The organism is uncultured Ellagibacter sp. (assembly GCF_934617235.1).
Lineage (GTDB): Bacteria > Actinomycetota > Coriobacteriia > Coriobacteriales > Eggerthellaceae > Ellagibacter.
The window spans coordinates 25107-43819 of record NZ_CAKTTZ010000016.1; the positions used below are offsets into that span (position 1 = coordinate 25107).

16 protein-coding genes are annotated in these 18713 nt (G+C 61.2%); all 16 read left to right on the plus strand.

What is annotated here, in order from left to right:
* The first annotated feature begins 11 nt into the window (after positions 1-11).
* The 16 genes from Q0G85_RS04665 to upp all read left to right on the plus strand — a co-directional run bounded on the left by Q0G85_RS04665 (position 12) and on the right by upp (position 18630).
* Positions 12-2027, plus strand: coding sequence for an S-layer homology domain-containing protein (locus Q0G85_RS04665; RefSeq protein ID WP_297155198.1), 2016 nt, complete (start codon positions 12-14; stop codon positions 2025-2027).
* A 190-nt stretch (positions 2028-2217) separates the two neighbouring features.
* Entirely contained in the window at positions 2218-3021 is an 804-nt protein-coding gene (locus tag Q0G85_RS04670) for a YebC/PmpR family DNA-binding transcriptional regulator (protein WP_296061218.1), read from the plus strand.
* Between the two features lie 310 nt (positions 3022-3331).
* Positions 3332-3835 (plus strand): crossover junction endodeoxyribonuclease RuvC, encoded by a 504-nt coding sequence (ruvC, locus tag Q0G85_RS04675; RefSeq protein ID WP_297155201.1) that lies wholly within the window; start codon positions 3332-3334, stop codon positions 3833-3835.
* Between the two features lie 9 nt (positions 3836-3844).
* The gene (gene ruvA / locus Q0G85_RS04680) at positions 3845-4441 is read left to right on the plus strand and encodes a Holliday junction branch migration protein RuvA (protein ID WP_297155203.1); all 597 of its coding nucleotides are present in this window, start codon (positions 3845-3847) and stop codon (positions 4439-4441) included.
* A gap of 14 nt (positions 4442-4455) precedes the next feature.
* Entirely contained in the window at positions 4456-5535 is a 1080-nt protein-coding gene (ruvB, locus tag Q0G85_RS04685) for a Holliday junction branch migration DNA helicase RuvB (RefSeq protein ID WP_158049608.1), read from the plus strand.
* Between the two features lie 40 nt (positions 5536-5575).
* Positions 5576-5977, plus strand: a complete 402-nt coding sequence (locus Q0G85_RS04690; protein ID WP_297155205.1) for a hypothetical protein — start codon at positions 5576-5578, stop codon at positions 5975-5977.
* A gap of 197 nt (positions 5978-6174) precedes the next feature.
* Positions 6175-6378, plus strand: coding sequence for a cold-shock protein (locus tag Q0G85_RS04695; protein WP_158049612.1), 204 nt, complete (start codon positions 6175-6177; stop codon positions 6376-6378).
* A 236-nt stretch (positions 6379-6614) separates the two neighbouring features.
* On the plus strand, positions 6615-8042 hold the full coding sequence (locus Q0G85_RS04700) for a sodium:alanine symporter family protein (RefSeq protein WP_297155207.1): 1428 nt from the start codon (positions 6615-6617) through the stop codon (positions 8040-8042).
* Between the two features lie 119 nt (positions 8043-8161).
* Positions 8162-9598, plus strand: coding sequence for an FAD-dependent oxidoreductase (locus tag Q0G85_RS04705; protein ID WP_297155209.1), 1437 nt, complete (start codon positions 8162-8164; stop codon positions 9596-9598).
* A complete protein-coding gene (locus Q0G85_RS04710) occupies positions 9595-12135 on the plus strand; it encodes an NAD(P)/FAD-dependent oxidoreductase (protein ID WP_297155211.1) in 2541 nt (846 codons plus the stop codon). The genes Q0G85_RS04705 and Q0G85_RS04710 overlap by 4 nt, the downstream gene beginning before the upstream one ends.
* A gap of 520 nt (positions 12136-12655) precedes the next feature.
* Entirely contained in the window at positions 12656-13264 is a 609-nt protein-coding gene (locus Q0G85_RS04715; protein ID WP_297155213.1) for an L-threonylcarbamoyladenylate synthase, read from the plus strand.
* A gap of 78 nt (positions 13265-13342) precedes the next feature.
* Positions 13343-14308: an alpha/beta hydrolase gene (locus Q0G85_RS04720; RefSeq protein WP_297155215.1), complete on the plus strand. Its 966-nt coding sequence runs from the start codon at positions 13343-13345 to the stop codon at positions 14306-14308.
* Positions 14309-14359: 51 nt separating this feature from the next.
* Complete coding sequence (gene glpK, locus Q0G85_RS04725) at positions 14360-15856, plus strand: glycerol kinase GlpK (RefSeq protein ID WP_297155217.1); 1497 nt, start codon at positions 14360-14362, stop codon at positions 15854-15856.
* 32 nt (positions 15857-15888) lie between these two features.
* On the plus strand, positions 15889-16335 hold the full coding sequence (gene rpiB, locus Q0G85_RS04730; protein ID WP_297155219.1) for a ribose 5-phosphate isomerase B: 447 nt from the start codon (positions 15889-15891) through the stop codon (positions 16333-16335).
* Between the two features lie 135 nt (positions 16336-16470).
* Positions 16471-17727, plus strand: coding sequence for a serine hydroxymethyltransferase (gene glyA / locus Q0G85_RS04735; RefSeq protein WP_297155221.1), 1257 nt, complete (start codon positions 16471-16473; stop codon positions 17725-17727).
* Positions 17728-17991: 264 nt separating this feature from the next.
* Positions 17992-18630, plus strand: a complete 639-nt coding sequence (gene upp, locus Q0G85_RS04740; RefSeq protein ID WP_297155223.1) for a uracil phosphoribosyltransferase — start codon at positions 17992-17994, stop codon at positions 18628-18630.
* The last annotated feature ends 83 nt before the right edge of the window (positions 18631-18713 follow it).

Sequence of the window (18713 nt, forward strand, 5' to 3'; positions counted from 1 at the left end):
TGGGAAGCGAAATGAACCTGTCATTTAAAGAAAAGTGCATATCGGTCGTTCTGTCTATCTCGCTAGGGGCATTTGTCCCGTCTGCCGCATTCGCTTCGCAGGACGAGGGGGATGATGGTTCGAGATGTCGGCAAGATATTACCCTTAAAGATGCTGCGGATAATACAATCAGCGAAACGCTAGGTGCATCTCCCGTAGTAGATTCCGAGCTGTCCCCTTTGGGAGTAGATATTTCTTCGGCGAGCGTTGTTTTGGACAATAGCTCTTATCGCTATACGGGCAGTGAAATAGAGCCAGGGGTGAAGTCGGTCCGGTTAAAGGGAGTGACGCTTTCTGCTGGCGAAGATTATGAGGTTTCCTATAGCGACAACGTCAATGCTGGTACCGCGCATTGCGTCATTACGGGAATAGGTAAGTATTCGGGAAGCGTTTCGGAGCCGTTCACGATTCGTCCGCTGTCTCTCACTAATGCGGTTATTAACGATATTCCTGATCAGGAATGGACGGGATCGGCGATCGAGCCGGACGTTACGGTTTCTTTAAACGACGAGGAGCTGGTCAAGGATATCGATTATACCTTGAGCTACGAAAACAACGTTGATCTTGGTTTCGCAACGGTGACTGTTGACGGAATTGGCAATTATACGGGAAGGAAAACTGCCTCATTCCAAATCATTCAGCTTCTTGAAGAAGGCGTAAGGGGGTCTGCGTCATCGGACGGAAAAGGCTATTTCACCAAAAATTGGTTCATTGATATCAAGCAAGACTCGCTCATAAATTTGGACATTGCGAACTCGTGCATCGCTCCCGAAAAGAACTCGTCGACGACATATCTTGTTAGCTTGTTAAATGAAGACAAAAGCATAAGCTACGTGTGGTCGATGGAGGCGGGAGACTCAAAGAGGTATGGTCTTCTCTCGGTGCCTGCCGGAAAGTGGCTTCTAAATGTTGCTTCACTAACGAAAGCGTATCATTCTGTTTCCGCGCGGTACGAGGTTGCTTCGACGCCAGTTGGGGCAATAGTCGAGAAAGAGAATAATTCTAAACTGGACACGGCAACGCCGATTGTCATTGGCGATACGTTCATGGGGAGTATCTACGATCCCTTCGATAGCTACGAGTCTACTAAGGTTGGCGATCTCGACTATTACAAAATCACCATTCAGTCTCCTAAACGTTTGCAGATTAGAATGAGCAACCATTCCGCAACAATCTTCGGTCTCTATGATTCTGAGGGTAATTTCGTGAATAAGGGGAATGATTCGCAAGGGGATGCAATTATTGGGAGTGCCGCTGGTGACAGAAGCGGGGATGTGATTCTTGATACGGGTGTTTTGCCTGCGGGAACGTATTATTTTCTTGTGACATCAGGCGATCAAAATACATGGGGGAAATCGTACTACGGAAAGATATCGGAGCTCCCACCGTTCGATGACGTCGCCGCCGACTCTTGGTATTATTCGGGCGTTATGTTCGTATACGAAAAAGGCTTGATTAAGGGTTATTCGGGTACGACGCTTTTCGGCGTGGGCGACACGTTGACGCGTGCTCAGCTTGCGACGATTTTGTATCGCAACGCCAATCCGGGCGTCTCGTCGGATTCTCGTCCTTCCAATACGACCGGTATGCCCGATGTAAAGGGCGGCGAGTGGTATACCGCTGGGGTGAACTGGGCTGTTGAAAATGGCGTCATCAACGGATATGCGGACGAGCAAGGTAACCGGTTCGCATTTGGCCCCGATGACCCCGTCACCTTCGAGCAGCTCATCACGGTTCTTGCAAACTGCTCCGCAAAAAGCGAGGACCTTCCTTCCGCTCAAGAGTCCAGCAAGGTACTCTCTTCTTTCAAAGACGGGCAGAGCGTTTCGGCATGGGCTCAAGCAAACATGGCATGGGCGGTTGAGAACGGCCTTGTGTCCGGATACGATGAGCCGGATGGGCAGTACTTGCGCCCTGGCGAAGAAGTTGCGCGCGAGCGCGTTGCCGTAATCCTGATGCGCGCTTTTCAGTCAGGCATTCTGAAGTAATCCGCTTTCTTGTGGCGGCATGATGCTGTATTGGGGGGCTTCGCTGCGAACGAAGCCCCCCCTTTTGGTCCAACGCGATTTTTGATGGCCGTTCTGCAAATTGCGTGCGGGTGGGGCGTGGGGTATTTGTGTAGCTTGCCCTCTGTGCTAAACTATGCGGCTGGTATTTGCATTATCGGAAGGGACGTATATGTCAGGTCACTCAAAATGGGCTACAACGAAGCATCGCAAGGCTGCCCAGGACGCTAAGCGCTCTGCTTTGTTCTCCAAGCTTTCCCGTAACATCACTGTTGCTGCGAAGGAAGGTGGCGACCCGAACCCCGAAAACAACGCGTCGCTCGCCGCTGCTATCGAAAAGGCGAAGGGCTACTCCCTGCCGAAGGACAAGATTAAGACCGCTATCGACAAGGCTTTCGGTTCCGGCAAGGACGCCGCGAACTACGAAACCGTTCAGTATGAAGGCTACGGCCCGGCTGGCGTCGCTATCTTTTGCGAGGCTCTGACCGACAACCGCAACCGCACCGCGGCTGACGTGCGCAGCGCGTTCACCCATGCGGGCGGCTCGCTCGGCACTTCCGGTTCCGTGTCGTTCCAGTTCGAGCGCAAGGGCCAGATCATGGTCGCCAAGGAAATTGAGACTGGCGACAAGAAGAACCCCATCGGCCCGAACGGTGCTGCCGCTGACGAGGACGAGTTCATGATGGCCGTCGCCGAGGCTGGCGGAGACGACTACGAGGATGCTGACGAGGAGTGGATTGTCTACACCTCGCCGTCCGACCTCATGGCCGTTAAGAAGGCTATCGAGGAGCAGGGCGTTCAGGTGAAGGGCGCCGAGCTCACCATGATTCCGTCCACGCCGACCGAGGTGTCCGTGGCGGACGCCAAGAAGGTCATGCGCCTCATCGATCGCCTCGAAGAGCTGGAGGACCTCCAGAACGTCTATCACACGATGGACATCACCGACGAGATTGCCGAGGCTTTGGAAGAAGAATAGTCCTGTGGACTATTCTTTCCCCATCTAGGCGCCCGAGCGGGCGCGTCCTGCTCGCGCGAAGCGTCGAGCAGGGCTGGAAAGTCCTGTGGGTTATTCCTTCCCCATCTAGGCGCCCGAGCGGGCGCGCCCTGCTCGCGCGAAGCGTCGAGTGAGGTGAGGAAGCTTTCCAGCTTTGAGAATTGAATTGCAAGGCGGCTCCGAAAGGGGCCGCCTTTTGCGTTTCTTGCGAAGGAAAACGCGAAAGGATGTTCGCATCTCGAATCAGTATGATACAATACCGAACAAACGTTTGGGAATGCAAGGGAGCACAGTGGCAACGCGCGAGCGCATCATACTCGGGATTGACCCAGGCCTGGCGAACACGGGCTGGGGAATCGTGTCGCAGCGCGGCGCCAAGCTCTCGTGCATCGCATACGGTTGCGTATCGTCGCCCGCGCAGGTCGAGCTCTCCTTGCGTCTTCGCAAGATCCACGAGCAGATCGGCGCGGTGATCGATCGCTTCAAACCCACGTGCGTGGGAATCGAAACGGTGTGGTTCGGGCAGAACATCACTGCGGCGTTCGCAACGGGCCAAGCGCGCGGCGCGGCGCTCGTCGCCTGCGCGGAGGGGAATCTCAGCGTGGGGGAATTCACGCCTCGCCAAATTAAGCTTGCGGTGGTGGGTACGGGCACTGCTGACAAGGAGCAGGTGCAGTACATGGTAAGCCAGCTGCTCTCGCTCGATTCGGTGCCGAGCCCCGACCACGCCGCCGATGCGTTGGCCGCCGCCATCTGCTATACCACCCACGAAGGCTTCGGCGGACTTGCGAGATAAGGAGCAAGTATGATCGCGTTTCTCAAGGGTAAGCTCGTCGGCAAAACGCCGCAAGTCGCCTATATCGACGTAAACGGCGTGGGATACGCTGTTTTCATGTCGGCAACGGCGCTCTCTAAGCTGCCGGAATCCGGCGGCGCCGTCACGGTGCTCACGTATCTGCAGGTGAGCGATGCGGGTATCGCGCTTTACGGGTTCCTCTCAGAAGAGGAGAAGGCCACCTTCGAGCGCCTGATCGGCGTGACCGGCGTCGGGCCGAAGGTCGCGCTGGCGGCGCTTTCCACGTTTTCCCCGCGCGCGCTGGCGGACGCTGTCGCCGCGCAGGATGTCGCTCTCGTGCAGAAGATCCCCGGCGTGGGCAAGAAGAGCGCATCGCGCATCATCCTCGAGTTGAAGGGCTCCTTCGACGCGAGCTTTGAAAGCCTGCTCTCCGAGCCTTCCGCGCAAACGATTCTCGATGACAGGCTGAAAGGCGCGGCCGAGGCGCTTCTCTCTATGGGATTTACCTCGCAGGAGGCAGAATTGGCGTTGAAGGGGGCTCCCGAGGGTGCGACCGAGGCAGCGCTGTTACAATATGCCCTTAAGCGACTGGGTACGGCTCATTAGATGAAAAGGACGCAATGGCGGACGGTGTTCAAATAGAGGGAATGGTCTTCGAGGCGGCAACTGCGATGCAGGGTGGAGCGTCCCCGTCTGCAAGCGATCGCGCGGTGGCGCCCAACTTGCAAGAGGACGACCTCGCGCTCGACCGTAGCCTGCGCCCGAAGAAGCTTTGCGACTACTTGGGGCAAACCAAGGTGAAAGAGTCGCTCGCTATCCTTATCGAGGCGGCGCAGCAGCGCAAGGAATGCGCCGACCACATCCTGTTTTCCGGGCCTCCGGGGCTTGGCAAGACCACGCTTGCCACGGTGGTCGCCAACGAGCTCGGTGCGAACATCCGCACGACGAGCGGTCCGGCTATTGAGCGAACGGGCGACTTGGCGGCAATCCTCACGAACCTCGAAGAGGGCGACGTCCTCTTCATCGACGAGATTCATCGCCTGAACCGCATGGTCGAGGAAGTGCTCTATCCCGCGCTCGAGGATTTCGCGCTCGATATCGTGGTGGGAAAGGGGCCGGCAGCGCGATCGATCCGCCTCGATCTGCCCCACTTCACGCTCATCGGTGCGACGACGCGAACGGGCCTACTCACAGGTCCTTTGCGCGACCGCTTCGGCATTGCATTCCGCCTGCAGTATTACACGCCCGAGGAACTCGCGGCGATCGTTGCACGCTCGGCTGCTATCCTTGATGTTCCCATCAGCGAGGACGGCGCGCTTGAGATCGCCCGCCGCAGCCGTGGAACCCCGCGTTTGGCGAACCGCATGCTCAAGCGCGTGCGCGACTGGGCACAGGTGAGGGGTGACGGTGTTATCGACGAGGATGTCGCGGCACAGGCGCTCAGCTTCTTCGAGGTGGACAACCTGGGGCTCGACGCGGTCGACAATCGCATTTTGGAGCTGCTTGCCGTGCAGTTCGGCGGGCGTCCTGTGGGCCTCACCACGCTTGCGTCGGCGCTCTCGGAAGATACCGACACCATCGAAGACGTGTACGAGCCCTATCTCATGCAGCAAGGACTTATCGTGCGCACGCCGAAGGGCCGCCAGGCGACTGAGCGCGCTTACGAGCATTTGGGAATCGTGCCGCCGAAGGCCGACTGATGAAGGACCGACTGTAACCTACCGCGAACGGGGGAGGGCCATGTTCGAACAAGATTATCTCATGCGTCTGCTCATGCAGTTCATGGAAGCGATGCGCCGCAGCATCGAGCGTGCCGACGACGGCCGCGACCCAGCGGCTGCAGCCGACATGCTCGAGAGCGCTATCGGCGACGCAACCGACCTCGACGGGTCGATGCTTCTTTCTCTTGCCCCCGAATCGATGGCATCGGTGCTTCAGGTGTCGGGCGTCGATCCGCATGTCACTGAATACGTCGCGAACAGCTTGCAGCTCGAGTCGGAGTTCCTGCGCAGTGCGGGAAACGACGAGCTCGCAGAGGTTCGCGCGGGTCAGGCGCAAGCGCTCGCCTCGGCCTACGGGTTCGAGCTTGCCGAGGGCACTCCAGCTGAGCGGCTCGATTATCTCGAGTCGACACAGGGCTAAGAGCACGTCGTTTCCGTTGGCATTTCCCCGCATCGCATGCTTCGGGAAAAATGGTACGAATTCCTGCGATTTCGGAACGGTTTCGCAGCGCGATAGCGTATAGTATTCATGTGCCCTCGAAGTGAGGGCGAGTGTTGCCGCCATGCAACGCGCAGAGTTACCTCCCCGGCTTAAGGGGAAGAGAAGAGGATTTTAAAATGGCGGAAGGTACTGTTAAGTGGTTCAACCCGGAAAAAGGCTATGGCTTCATCTCCCAGAAGGATGGTGAAGACCTTTTCGTTCATTTTTCCGAGATCAAGATGGACGGCTTCAAGACGCTCGATGAGGGCCAGGCTGTTTCCTTCGACGTGACCACGGGTCAGAACGGCAAGCTCCAGGCAAGCAATGTGGTGAAGCTGTAAATCCTTTTTTACATTCATACATGCTGAACGGCCTCGCAAAAGCGGGGTCGTTTTTTATGCCCTGACGTTCGGTTTCTTTAAAACATAGTAATGGCAATCAAACGCTCGGTCTTTAAAGATGTTCTCGATTTTGGAATGGCTTCGTCGTACGGAATCTACCGACGATGTTTTCTCGTTGCCGTTTGGGGGATGCGCCCGCGCGAGCGTTTGCATTTCCTTTACAATACCAACCCACTATGATTGAAATCTTGAACACCATTGACTCAGTCGTGTGGGGGCCCGCCATGATTGCGCTCCTGCTCGGCACCCATATCTTCCTCACCGTTCGCACGGGCTTCATCCAGCGCAAGCTGCCCCAGGCGCTTCGTATGTCGTGGGGCGGCGGCACCTCGAAGGGCGAGGGCGATATCTCCAACTTCGGCGCGCTTGCGACGGCGCTTGCCGCGACCATCGGTACGGGCTCCATCGTCGGCGTTGCCACGGCTATCCTGGCAGGTGGCCCTGGCGCCGTCTTCTGGATGTGGATCACCGGCGTGTTCGGCATGGCCACGAAGTACGTGGAAGTCTACGCCTCGGTGCGCTACCGCGTGCGCGACCATGCGGGCAACATGCTTGGCGGCGCCATGTACGTGTGGGAGCGCGCCTTCACGCGTAAAGACGGCACGCGCCCCTGGTGGGCGAAGCTTGGCGGCATCGCGTTCGCCGCGTTCGCCGTCGTCGCGACCATCGGCACGGGCTCGGCGGTACAGGCGACGTCCATGACCGGCATCATCACATCCTCGATTCCCGGCATCCCCGAATGGGCGGTCGGCATCGCCATCGTCGTGTTAGTGGGCATCGTCATCTTCGGTGGCGTGCAGTCCATCTCCCATGTTTGCGAGAAGCTCGTCCCCGTCATGGCGGTCGCCTACGCGGGCGGCTGTATCGTGATCCTGCTGATGAACGCGCCCGTTCTCGGCAGCGCCATCGGCCTCATCTTCGAGTGCGCCTTCACTCCGAAGGCGGCGTTCGGCGGTGCAGTCGGTTCCGGGCTTTTGATGGCGTTGCAGTTCGGTTGCGCCCGCGGCCTGTTCTCCAACGAGTCAGGCCTCGGCTCCGCCCCCATCATCGCGGCTGCCGCCAAGACGAAAAACCCTGCCGAGCAGGCGCTCATCGCTATGACCGGCACCTTCTGGTCCACGGTTGTCATCTGTGCGCTCACGGGCATCGTGTTAGTTTCGACGATGATCGCGCACCCCGAAATCCAGGCGGAGGTGCTCGCCGACCCGACGTTCTACACCGGCGCGCAGCTCGCTTCCACCGCCTTCGCCACCATTCCCTATGTTGGGACGCCGATCCTCGTCATCGGCATGGTGTCGTTCTCGTATTCCACGATTCTCGGCTGGTCGTATTACGGCAACCGCTGCGCCGCCTACCTGTTCGGCAAGCGCGCCATCCTGCCGTACCACATTGTGTACGTTCTCGTGGCGTTCCTCGGCGCGATCGGCGTGGGCAACGTGGTGTGGACCATTTCCGACATCGGCAATGCGCTCATGGCCATCCCCAACATCATCGCCATCTTGCTGCTTTCGGGGCTGATTTGCCGCGAGACGAAGCATTATGTCTACGACGGCAACATCGAGGAGGAAGACACGCGGGAAATCCCGATGATTGCCTCGAAATAGGCGCGGCCAGATGCGCGTTGACAGCTTTCCCTGGGGGCGCCGTCGTGCGCCCTTGTTGTTTGCAAGGCGAAGGGAAGTCGGCGGAAAGCGACGCCTCGCATCGCCTATACTCTTACATCATGAAAAAGATTGCCATCATAGGAGGCGGCGCGGCCGGTTTGGCTGCAGCTATCGCCGCCGGAAACGAACTTGCGCGGCTCGGTGCAGCGGGCGAGTGCGAAATCGTGCTCTTCGAGGCCGACCCCGAGCGCGTCGGCCGCTCGATTCTTGCGACAGGGAACGGCCGCTGCAATTTCTCGAACGCCCACATCGACCCAGCTTGTTATCGCAACGCCGCCTTTGTAGAAGCCGCGTTGCGCTCGCTTGCGAGCCTTTCGAAAGCTTCTGGGCGGGGGAGCGCTCAATCTGCGGGTGCCCTCGAGGTGCCTTGTCGGGGGAGCGCTCAACTTGCGGGCGCCCCCAAAGCGCCCAGTCAGGCGAGCACGCAATCTTTAGGAGCCTATGAAATTCCCGTGCGGGAAGGCGTCCATTTCGCGAGCGCCTACGAAGCGCCCGTGCAGCGATTCTTCTCTAGCTTGGGCCTTATATGGCGCGAGGAGGGCGAGGGTCGTATGTACCCGGCCGCCAACAAGGCGTCGTCGGTGCTCGATGTGCTGCGCGCAGCCCTCGATGTGTCGGGCGCGCGTGTGGAATTCGGGAAAACCCTTCGCGCAATCGAGGCTCCTGCGAGAGGGAAGAGCCGCTTTCACCTGCGATTTTCCGACGGATCGATCGCTCATGCCGAAAAGGTCGTCCTTGCTGTCGGCGGGCGCGGCATGAGCGCCGTTGAGATGCCCTCCGCGATCCCGTGCGAACCGATGCGGCCGGTCTTGGGGCCGCTTGCTACCGACTCGCGCATCACGCGCCAGCTGAACAACATTCGCGTGAAGTGCGCCGTCTCGCTCGAACGCTCGGGAAGCCTTGTTGCGCGGGAGGAAGGCGAGCTTTTGTTCCGCGACTACGGCGTGTCGGGCGTGTGCGTGTTCAACCTGTCGCGGGCGGCTCGCGAGGGGGACGTGCTCTCGATTGATTTTCTGCCGCAGATGTCTGACTCCGACCGCGATGCGTGGTTGCTCGCGCGGCGCAAGCATCTGTCGACGCGCTTTGGTGAGAACGGCCAGATCGCTGCCGAGGACGTGCTGCGCGGCGCGATGCTTCCCCAGGTGGCGCAGGTGCTTTGCAAGTGCGCGTCAATCGACCCCGCGCGGCCGCTTTCCAAGAAGGATGCGCTTGCGCTCTCGCGCGTCATCGGGGGGTTGCGCCTTGCAGTTCGTGGCATCGGCGACGCGAAGCAATGCCAGGTCTCGCGCGGCGGGCTTCTGGTTGCGGCATTCGACCCGCAAACTATGGAGGCGCCCGTGCTGCCGGGGTTGTTCGCTGTCGGCGAGGCGCTCGACGTGGACGCTCCCTGCGGAGGCTACAACTTGCATTGGGCATGGGCATCGGGCCTGCTCGCGGGTGCGTCGGCTGCTTGCGGCGTCGTTGTGTCCGCCGATGGGGAAGGGGAAGGCGAATGAGCTCGAAGGACACTCGCGGCGGCAAGGGCGCGAACGCTGGCAAGAGGGATGACGGCGGCAAAAGGGCGAGCGACAAGAAGTCGAACAATAAGGGCGCGAACGGCAAGAAAACGAGCGACAAGAGGGCGGACGGCGTCAAGATGTCGGGCGGCAAGGGCGCTGGCGGCAAGGGCGCGAACGCTGGCAAGAACGCGAGCGGTCGGTCTTATCGCGGGGGGAAGGCCAGCTCGCACGCCTCTTCCCGTTCTCGCGACGGCAGAGCGTCGCATCGTGGCGCCACCTTCGATACGAGCGCGCTTGAAGGCGTGGACATAATCGAGGTGTCGAACGTTGCGCTTCCGCTCGATGCGGGGCTGGAGAGCCTCGCGAGTGAGGCAAATCACCCGACCCCCGTCTCAACCCCTGCTCCACTTTCGACCGGGGCAACTCACCCGATTCCTGTCCCGCCTGCATGTGAGACCTCGGTCTCGCGTGAGACAAACCTCGCTCGTGCCGCAGTTGCCTCCGCGCTCGGGGTCGCGCCGCAGGATATTGTCTCGTTTTCCCTGGTGAAACGCAGCGTTGATGCGCGGAAGAAGTCCAATGTGCACTTCAACGCCACCTACGCCGTCCGCCTTGCTCAAGGTGTGGCCCACGACGCGCTGGCCCCCGCTCGCGGGGTGAACGTCCGCGCATACGATCCGCCCGCACCGCTTGCAATTCCCGACCTTCGATCGCATGCGGCGTCGTCTGACGGTCGCATCGTCGTCGCGGGCACGGGGCCTGCGGGCCTTTTCTGCGCGCTTTATCTGGCTGAAGCGGGTCTGCGCCCGCTCGTGGTCGAGCGTGGTGCGGCGGTCGACGAGCGCACGGCGGCTATCGAGTCCTTCAACGCGGGCGGTGCGCTTGACGTGGCGGCGAACGTGCAGTTCGGGGAAGGTGGCGCTGGCACGTTTTCCGACGGCAAGCTGACCACGGGCACGAAAAGCTCTCATATCCGCCATGTCCTCGAGGCGTTCGTCCAGGCGGGCGCGCCTGATGAGATCCTTTGGCAGGCGAAGCCCCATATCGGTACCGACAAGCTGCCCGCCGTCGTGAAAAACATTCGAGAGTGCATCATCGCCGCAGGTGGCGAGGTGCGTTTCCTCACGCGTCTTGCCGATATCGAGCTGTCGGGTGGCGCGGTTCGCTCGGTCGTGCTGGAGGATTCTCGCACGGGCGCGCGCGAAGTGGTCGAAGCCTCGCGTGTCGTCGTCGCGTGCGGGCACTCGGCGCGCGATGTATTCGAGCTTGCCCGAGATCGAGGGTTCGCGCTCGAGCGCAAGCCCTTCTCGATGGGCGTTCGCATCGAGCATCCGCAGTCGCTCATCAACCACGCGCAATACGGTGCTGCGGCGAAACACGCGGCGCTCGGTGCCGCCGACTACAAGATGGCGGTTCGCGTGCCTGCCCTCGTGTCTTCCCGCGCGGATGCTGCAAGCAAGGGTGGCGTCGCAGGGGCGGATGATCCCGCGTGCGCCGATTCCACTGCAAGGACGGATGATCCCGCGCGTGCCGATGATGTCGCAAGCGCGAACGTTGCCCGTCCCAACGCCGCTGTTGATGGGGGCGGAATCCTGTCGCGCAGCGGTGCCGTTTCTCGCTCGGGTGCGGCACATGGCGAGAATGCCGCTGCAAGCGAGAACGCGCCCCGTGGCGTGTACACTTTCTGCATGTGCCCAGGTGGGGAAGTTGTCGCGGCGGCAAGCGAAGAAGGCGGCGTCGTGGTGAACGGCATGAGCCGTTTCGCGCGCGATGGCGAGAACTCGAACAGCGCGCTGCTCGCCGACGTGCGGCCCGACGACCTGCCGGGGGACGACGTTATGGAAGGCGTTTGCTTGCAGCGTGAGGTCGAGCGTGCGGCTTTCGAGCTTGCTCGCCGCAATGGTGGGGCGCCCTATGCCGCGCCCGCGCAGACGGTGGGGGATTTCCTTTCGGCCGCCGCGCATTCGAGTGAGCGGCCCGAAGGCGAGCAGCCGCGTGGCGCCGCCGCGGCCGAGGTTGAGGCTCGCTGCCGCACTGCCGCGTCCGAGCCTCATCGTCCCGCGGTCTCGCCCGAGGCTCACCGCCGTACGGCCGCATCCGAGTCGCATAACTACACGGCGGGGCTCGAAGCTCGTCGTCACACGGGCGCGCCTGTGCGGCATGGCCGCGCGGTCGTGCACCCGAGTTACCCTCGCGGTGTCGTCTGGTGCGATTTGCACGAATGCCTTCCCGAATTCATCTGCGACGCGCTTGCGAAGGGTTTGCCGTTGCTCGATGCGAAGCTGCATGGGTTCGCCGATCCCGGCGCCGTTCTCACCGGTCCTGAAACGCGCAGCTCAAGCCCCATCCGTATGGTTCGCGGGAAGAACTTTCAGGTGCGACTGGCAGGCGATTTGCTCGCCCTGGAAGAGAACCCGAGGACTCGCGTCTATCCGTGCGGCGAAGGCGCGGGTTATGCGGGCGGTATCATGAGCGCCGCCGTCGACGGTCTGCGCGTAGCCGAGGCCATTGCGGCCGAGTTCTCTTCCCGCTAGAGCGTCCGCTGACACAGGTCACGATTCCGCCCGCGCTCGCTGCCACCCATGCATGCCCGGCGCTGCGTTCGCCCTGATTTGCCCGCCGTCTGTTGACCCTCTTCTTCTCGAAAATCGGGGCCTCGTGGACAGAATTCGTCGATATGCGAGGAGTTATACGAGGGTAACTCAATGTCGATTTTTCTGAGCTGGGAAAACGCGCGTGGCGAGTCCACCCATCCCTTCTTCCGTCTCTGGATGGCTCACATATCGACGATTTTTGTCCACGACGTGCCGATTTCGAGGAAGAAGGTGAATTCGAGAAAGAAATGTGGGAAGAACTGCCTCCGCCCGCCCCCGCGCCCGCCCGCCGCCCGCCGCCCGCCGCCCGCTGTCCCGCCCCCCGCGCCCGTCCTCGCGCCGGCCGCCCGCGCACGCCCGCCGCCTACCCTCGCGCCAACCCGCGAGTGCTACAATTCATGACATGTCGCCGCGCACATCATGCGCACGGCAAACGACGAGTGCTTGAAAAGGTGGTTCCATGGCGCGTCTTTCCGATTCGATTGCGGTTACGGCTTCTGCCCTCAAAAAGGGCAAGCCGGCGATTTTCCCTACAGAAACGGTGTATGGTCTGGGCGTTTCAATCCGCCATGCCGCTTCCCCCGACATCCTCTACGACCTGAAGCGCCGCACCCGGAAAAAGCCCATCTCGTGGCTCGTTTCCCAGCAAGATGACCTCGCTCGCTTCGGCCGCTGCGTCCCCGAGTTCGCCTTCGTGCTCGCTCGAACGTTTTGGCCGGGTCCCCTCACGCTGATTGTGAAGGCGTCGGACGAGGTTCCCGAAGCGTTCCGCTCGAATGCTGGCACCATCGGCCTTCGCATGCCGAACAACGCCTGCGCGCTCGAGCTGATCGACGCGGTGGGGTGTCCCCTCGCGACGACCTCGGCAAACGTGTCGGGAAAGCGCCCCGCAGGAGCCTTCGACGAGCTCGACGCCGGCATTTGTTCCCAGGTTTCGGCGGTGCTCTCGGATGGGGAAGACGGCAGCAAGAGCGGCGTCGCGTCAACGGTCGTCGATTGCACGCAGGACCATCCCGTTATCATGCGCGAGGGCGCCATCACTATTGCGGACATCAAGTCCCTTTCATAGGGTTGGCTGCCCGCGCGGCGCGGTAAGTCGCTATACTGATGCAGGACAGGGAAATCGCTTCAACACAAGGGGGATCTCGTGTCTAAACCAGTTGAGAAATCTTCGGTAGGGTTCAGGTCGTACGATAAGTCTTCCCAGATCAAAGGCGTGATATGGCAGCCCGTTACCCCGCGGGGAGCATCAAGTGCCGCCCCTCGTGCAATCGTCCAAATCGTCCACGGCATGTCCGAGCACATCGGCCGCTACGAGGACTTCGCCCGCTTCCTCGTGAGCGCCGGCTTCGCGGTATGCGCGCATGACCACATCGGGCACGGCCGCTCGGTCGCCGACCCGATGGATTTGGGGCACATGCCCCTCGATTGCGGGAAGGACGCCCTCATCGAGGACGTTCACGAGATGCGGAAAACGATGAGCGCCCGTTTCTCGCGCAAGACGCCCTACTTCATCTTCGGGCATTCCATGGGAAGCTTCGTCACGCGGGCATACCTATCCCGCTACGCGGAAGGCCTTTCGGGCGCTGTGATCTGCGGCACGGGAAACGAGCCCGTCGTGAAGTCGAAGATGGGACATGCGCTCGCCAGCCGCGTGGCCGCCAAGCAGGGGGAACGCACTCGCAGCAACCTGCTCCATAACCTTGCGGATGGCGCGTTCTCAAAAGACGTCAAAAACGCGCGCACGCCCCTCGACTGGCTTTCCACCGACCCCGCCATCGTCGATGCCTATATCGCCGACGACCTGTGCGGCCAGAAGTTCACGGCCGGCGCCTACGCTACGCTCACGAGCCTTACCGCCGAGGTCGCGACGCTCGACTCGGCGCTCGCGATACCCTCTGAGCTGCCCATCCTGTTCGTCGCCGGCGCGCTTGACCCGGTGGGGAAGAAGGGGCGCGGTGTGAAGAGCGCGGCCTCCCTGTTCGAGAAAGCCGGCATCAAAGACGTCGAGGTAAGGCTCTACAAGGGCATGCGCCATGAGATTTTGAACGAACCCGGCAAGCAGCAGGTCTACGATGACGTGGTCGACTGGATGGGCCGGCACATGGGCTGATCTCGTGATTTCCCGTTACGCCAGATGTTGCTACCTTCCAAGGAGATGCTCATGTCGAAAACCTACGTTGTCGCGCTTGACCAGGGGACCACGTCTTCCCGCGCGATGCTCATCGACCGCGAAGGGCGCGTGGTCGATGTGGTGCAAAACCCCTTCCCGCAGATCTTCCCCAAACCCGGTTGGGTCGAACACGACCCGCGCGACATCTTGTCTTCCCAGCTCGGGGCGTTGACGGAGTTGCTCGTGTCGAACGACTTGGGGCCCTGCGACATCGATTCGATCGGTATCACCAACCAGCGCGAGACCACGGTCGTGTGGAACCGCGAGACCGGCCAGCCGGTGGCGAACGCCATTGTGTGGCAGTGCCGCCGAACGGCGCCTCTTGTCGAGGAGCTGTGCGGGGACCCGGGGGTCGCGGCGGAAATCACGCGGCGCACGGGCCTTATTCCCGACGCGTACTTTTCCGCTAGCAAGATTCGCTGGATCCTCGACAACGTCCCCAGCGCCCGCGAGGACGCACTTCAGGGGAAACTCGCCTTCGGCACGATCGATTCGTGGCTTTTATGGGCCCTCACGCAGGGCGAGGTGCACGCCACCGACGTCACCAACGCAAGCCGGACCATGCTGTTCAACATCCACGACATGAAGTGGGACCCGTGGCTGCTCGACCTGTTCGACATCCCCGCCTCGATGCTTCCCGAGGTGCGCCCCTCGTCGGGCGATTTCGGGGTGACAAGGAACCCCGCCGCCTTCCCCGGGGTGCCCATCCGCGGTATCGCGGGCGACCAGCAGGCGGCGCTGTTCGGGCAGTGCTGCTTTTCGCCCGGGCAGGCGAAGAATACCTACGGCACGGGCTGCTTCCTTCTGATGAATACAGGGCACGAGGCGTGTGAATCGAAGAACGGCCTGGTTACGACTATTGCAGCGTCCTCGCCTGATACAAAGGAACCTGAGTATGCGCTCGAGGGAAGCGTGTTCATGGCGGGCGCTCTTTTGCAGTGGTTGCGCGACGAGATGGGCCTTATCGACAACGTGGCGGACACCTGCGAGATTGCGCGCAGCGTCGATGGCACCGAAGGCGTCTACATCGTGCCCGCCTTCACCGGCCTTGGGGCCCCGTATTGGGATGCCGACGCGCGCGGGACGGTCGTTGGGCTCACGCGCGGATCGACCCGCGCCCATTTCGTCCGCGCGGCGCTCGAATCGCTCGCTTACCAGGTGCATGACCTGGTGGTGGCGATGGAAGCCGATTCGGGTGTGAAGCTTACCGAGCTCAACGTTGACGGCGGCGCGTCGAAAAACGACTTCCTCATGCAGTTCCAATGCGATATGCTTCGCACGTCGCTACATCGTCCGCAGAACGCGGAGACCACTGCCGTCGGCGCCGCGTATCTGGCCGGTTTGGCGACGGGCTTTTGGGAGAGCACCGACCAATTGCGCGGGCTGCGCACGACCGACGACGTCTACGAGCCGCAGATGGACCATACACGCCATGCCGAGCTTTTGGAAGGATGGCGGCGCGCGGTGGGGCATACGAAGACGAAATAGGGCAGGTTCACGACATAAGGGAGAGTAGGAACATGATTATCAGCATCGCAAGCGATCACGCGGGTTTTGAGCAGAAACAACTTTTGGCTGTCTACCTTGAGGAGAAGGGCTACGAGGTGCACGATCTGGGCCCCGACTCCGATGACCGCGTCGATTACCCCGACTTCGCCGCCAAAGTCGCCCATGAGGTGGCAGGCGGCGTGGCGACGTACGGCGTTCTCGTGTGCGGCACGGGGATCGGCATGGCGGTCGCCGCCAACAAGATCAACGGCATTCGAGCGGTGAATGTCATCAACACGCAGTTCGCCGAGCTGTGCCGCGAGCACAACGATGCCAACATCGTGACGTTGTCGGGGCGCTTCGTCGACGTGGAGGAAAACAAGAGCATCCTCGACGTGTTTCTGTCCACTGACTTCGGCGGCGGTCGTCACGCGGGTCGTGTCGAGAAGATCATGGCGCTCGAGACGCCGTCGGCATAGCGGTCTCGCTTTCCGGTTGGGTCATCTTTCCCCCGACCAACGCAAACCTCCCCTAACCAACTTGTAACAATTGCGCCTGCTCATTGTGCTAGAGTGGGCGCATACTTTTTTCGGGCTCTGGAAGGGGCGAGTTATATGACGTTGCAATATGTAAGTGAAAGCGATCCCGAGGTCGCCGACGTTCTTCGCGCTGAGCTGGGACGTCAGCGCACGAGTGTCGAGCTCATCGCTTCGGAGAACTTCACCAGCCCGGCTGTCATGGAGGCCATGGGCAGCGTGCTCACCAACAAGTACGCGGAGGGCTATCCCGGCAAGCGCTACTACGGCGGTTGCGAAAAGGTCGACATCGTGGAAGATCTCGCGCGCGATCGCGCCTGCAAGCTCTACGGCGCACAGTTCGCGAACGTCCAGCCCCATTCCGGCGCGAATGCGAACTTGGCGGCATACTTCGCGCTGATCAAGCCCGGCGACACCATTTTGGGCATGGGCCTCGACAACGGCGGCCACCTTACCCACGGCAGCCCGGCGAACTTCTCGGGCAAGCTCTACCATGCGGAATCCTATGGCGTCGATCCCGTGACCGAGGTCATCGACTATGACGCGCTCCTCGAAAAGGCAAAGGAAGTTCGCCCGAAGGTCATCGTCGGCGGCGCTTCGGCGTATCCGCGCACAATCGACTTCCCGCGCATGGCCGAAATCGCGCATGAGGTGGGCGCCTACCTCATGGTGGACATGGCCCACATCGCCGGTCTCGTCGCCACGGGTGCGCATCCCAGCCCCGTGCCGTATGCCGATATCACGACGTCGACCAGCCACAAGACGCTGCGCGGCCCGCGTGGCGGCTTCATCCTGACGAACTCTGAGGAGCTCTTCAAGAAGATTAACTCCGCTGTGTTCCCCGGTTCGCAGGGCGGCCCGCTCATGCACGTGATCGCCGGCAAGGCGGTCGCGTTCGGCGAGGCGCTCAAGCCCGAGTTCAAAACCTACATCGATCATGTGGTCGAGAACGCGAAGGCGCTCGGCCAGGGCATGACCGACGGCGGCCTGCGCCTGGTGTCGGGCGGCACGGACAACCACCTGTGCCTCGTGGACCTCACGCCTGCCGATGTCACCGGCAAGGACGCCGAGAAGCTGCTTGAGCGCGTTGGCCTTACGGTGAACAAGAACACCATCCCCAACGAGCAGCGCGGCCCCTTCGTGGCGAGCGGCATTCGCGTCGGATCTGCTGCGGCCACCACGCGCGGCTTCACGAAGGACGACTTCTACGAGGTCGGCCTGTGCATCGCGGGCACCGTGTTCAACGCTGACGACGACGCGAAGCTCGCCGACATCAAGAAGAAGGTCGACGCGATGCTCGAGGCGCATCCGCTCTACCCGGGCATGGAGTACTAGAAGCTGCCCCTCGCGCGGACGACATCTTGCGCCAGGTCGATGAGTTCTCGACCCTATTTCGCGAGGACAACCGCGAAAGCGTGATCCGACCCTTCGAAGCGGGTCGAGAAATGGCGCTTTCCTGAATTCTTACTCGGTGCATGCATTGGTTGTGGCTCACGTGGCAACCCAATGCTGGTAGAATCGCATGAAACGGTGAAGGGCTCGCGGCTTACCGCGGGCCCTTTTCTTTATGGAAGCGAACTTCGGCCGAAAGAAGGAACCATGGACAACAGCCGCGTCACCCTCGTCGATCACCCTATGGTGCAGCACAAGCTTTCCATCCTGCGCGATAAAACGACCTCCTGCAAGCAGTTCCGCGAGCTTGTGCGGGAGCTTGCCCTGTTCGAGGGCTACGAGGCGACGCGCGACTTGCCGCTTTCCGACGTGGACGTCGAAACCCCCATCTGCACGGCTCGTTGCAAGCAGGTGTCGGGCAAGAAGCTCGCGGTTGTGCCTATTCTCCGTGCGGGCCTCGGCATGGTCGATGGTGTGCTCGATTTGATTCCCGCGGCGCGTGTGGGACATCTGGGCATGTACCGCAACGAGGAGACCCACGAGCCGGTTCCCTACTACGATAAGATGCCCGAGGATATCGCCAACCGCACGGTGCTCGTGGTCGACCCGATGCTTGCGACGGGCGGTTCGATCATCTCGGCTGTCACCTATCTGCGCTCGCGCGGCGTTACCGGCGAGATCAAGCTCATGGTGCTCGTCGCCGCGCCGGAGGGCATCGACGCCGTCCTCGCCGCTGACAACAACGTGCACATTTATACGTGCGCCATCGACGAGGGGCTGAACTCTGCGGCTTACATCGTTCCCGGCCTCGGCGACGCCGGCGACCGCATCTTCGGAACGAAATAAATAACAGTCCTGTGGACTGTTATTTCCCTGTCTATGCGCCCGAGCGGGCGCGTCCCCGAACGCGCGAAGCGTCGGTCGGGGAC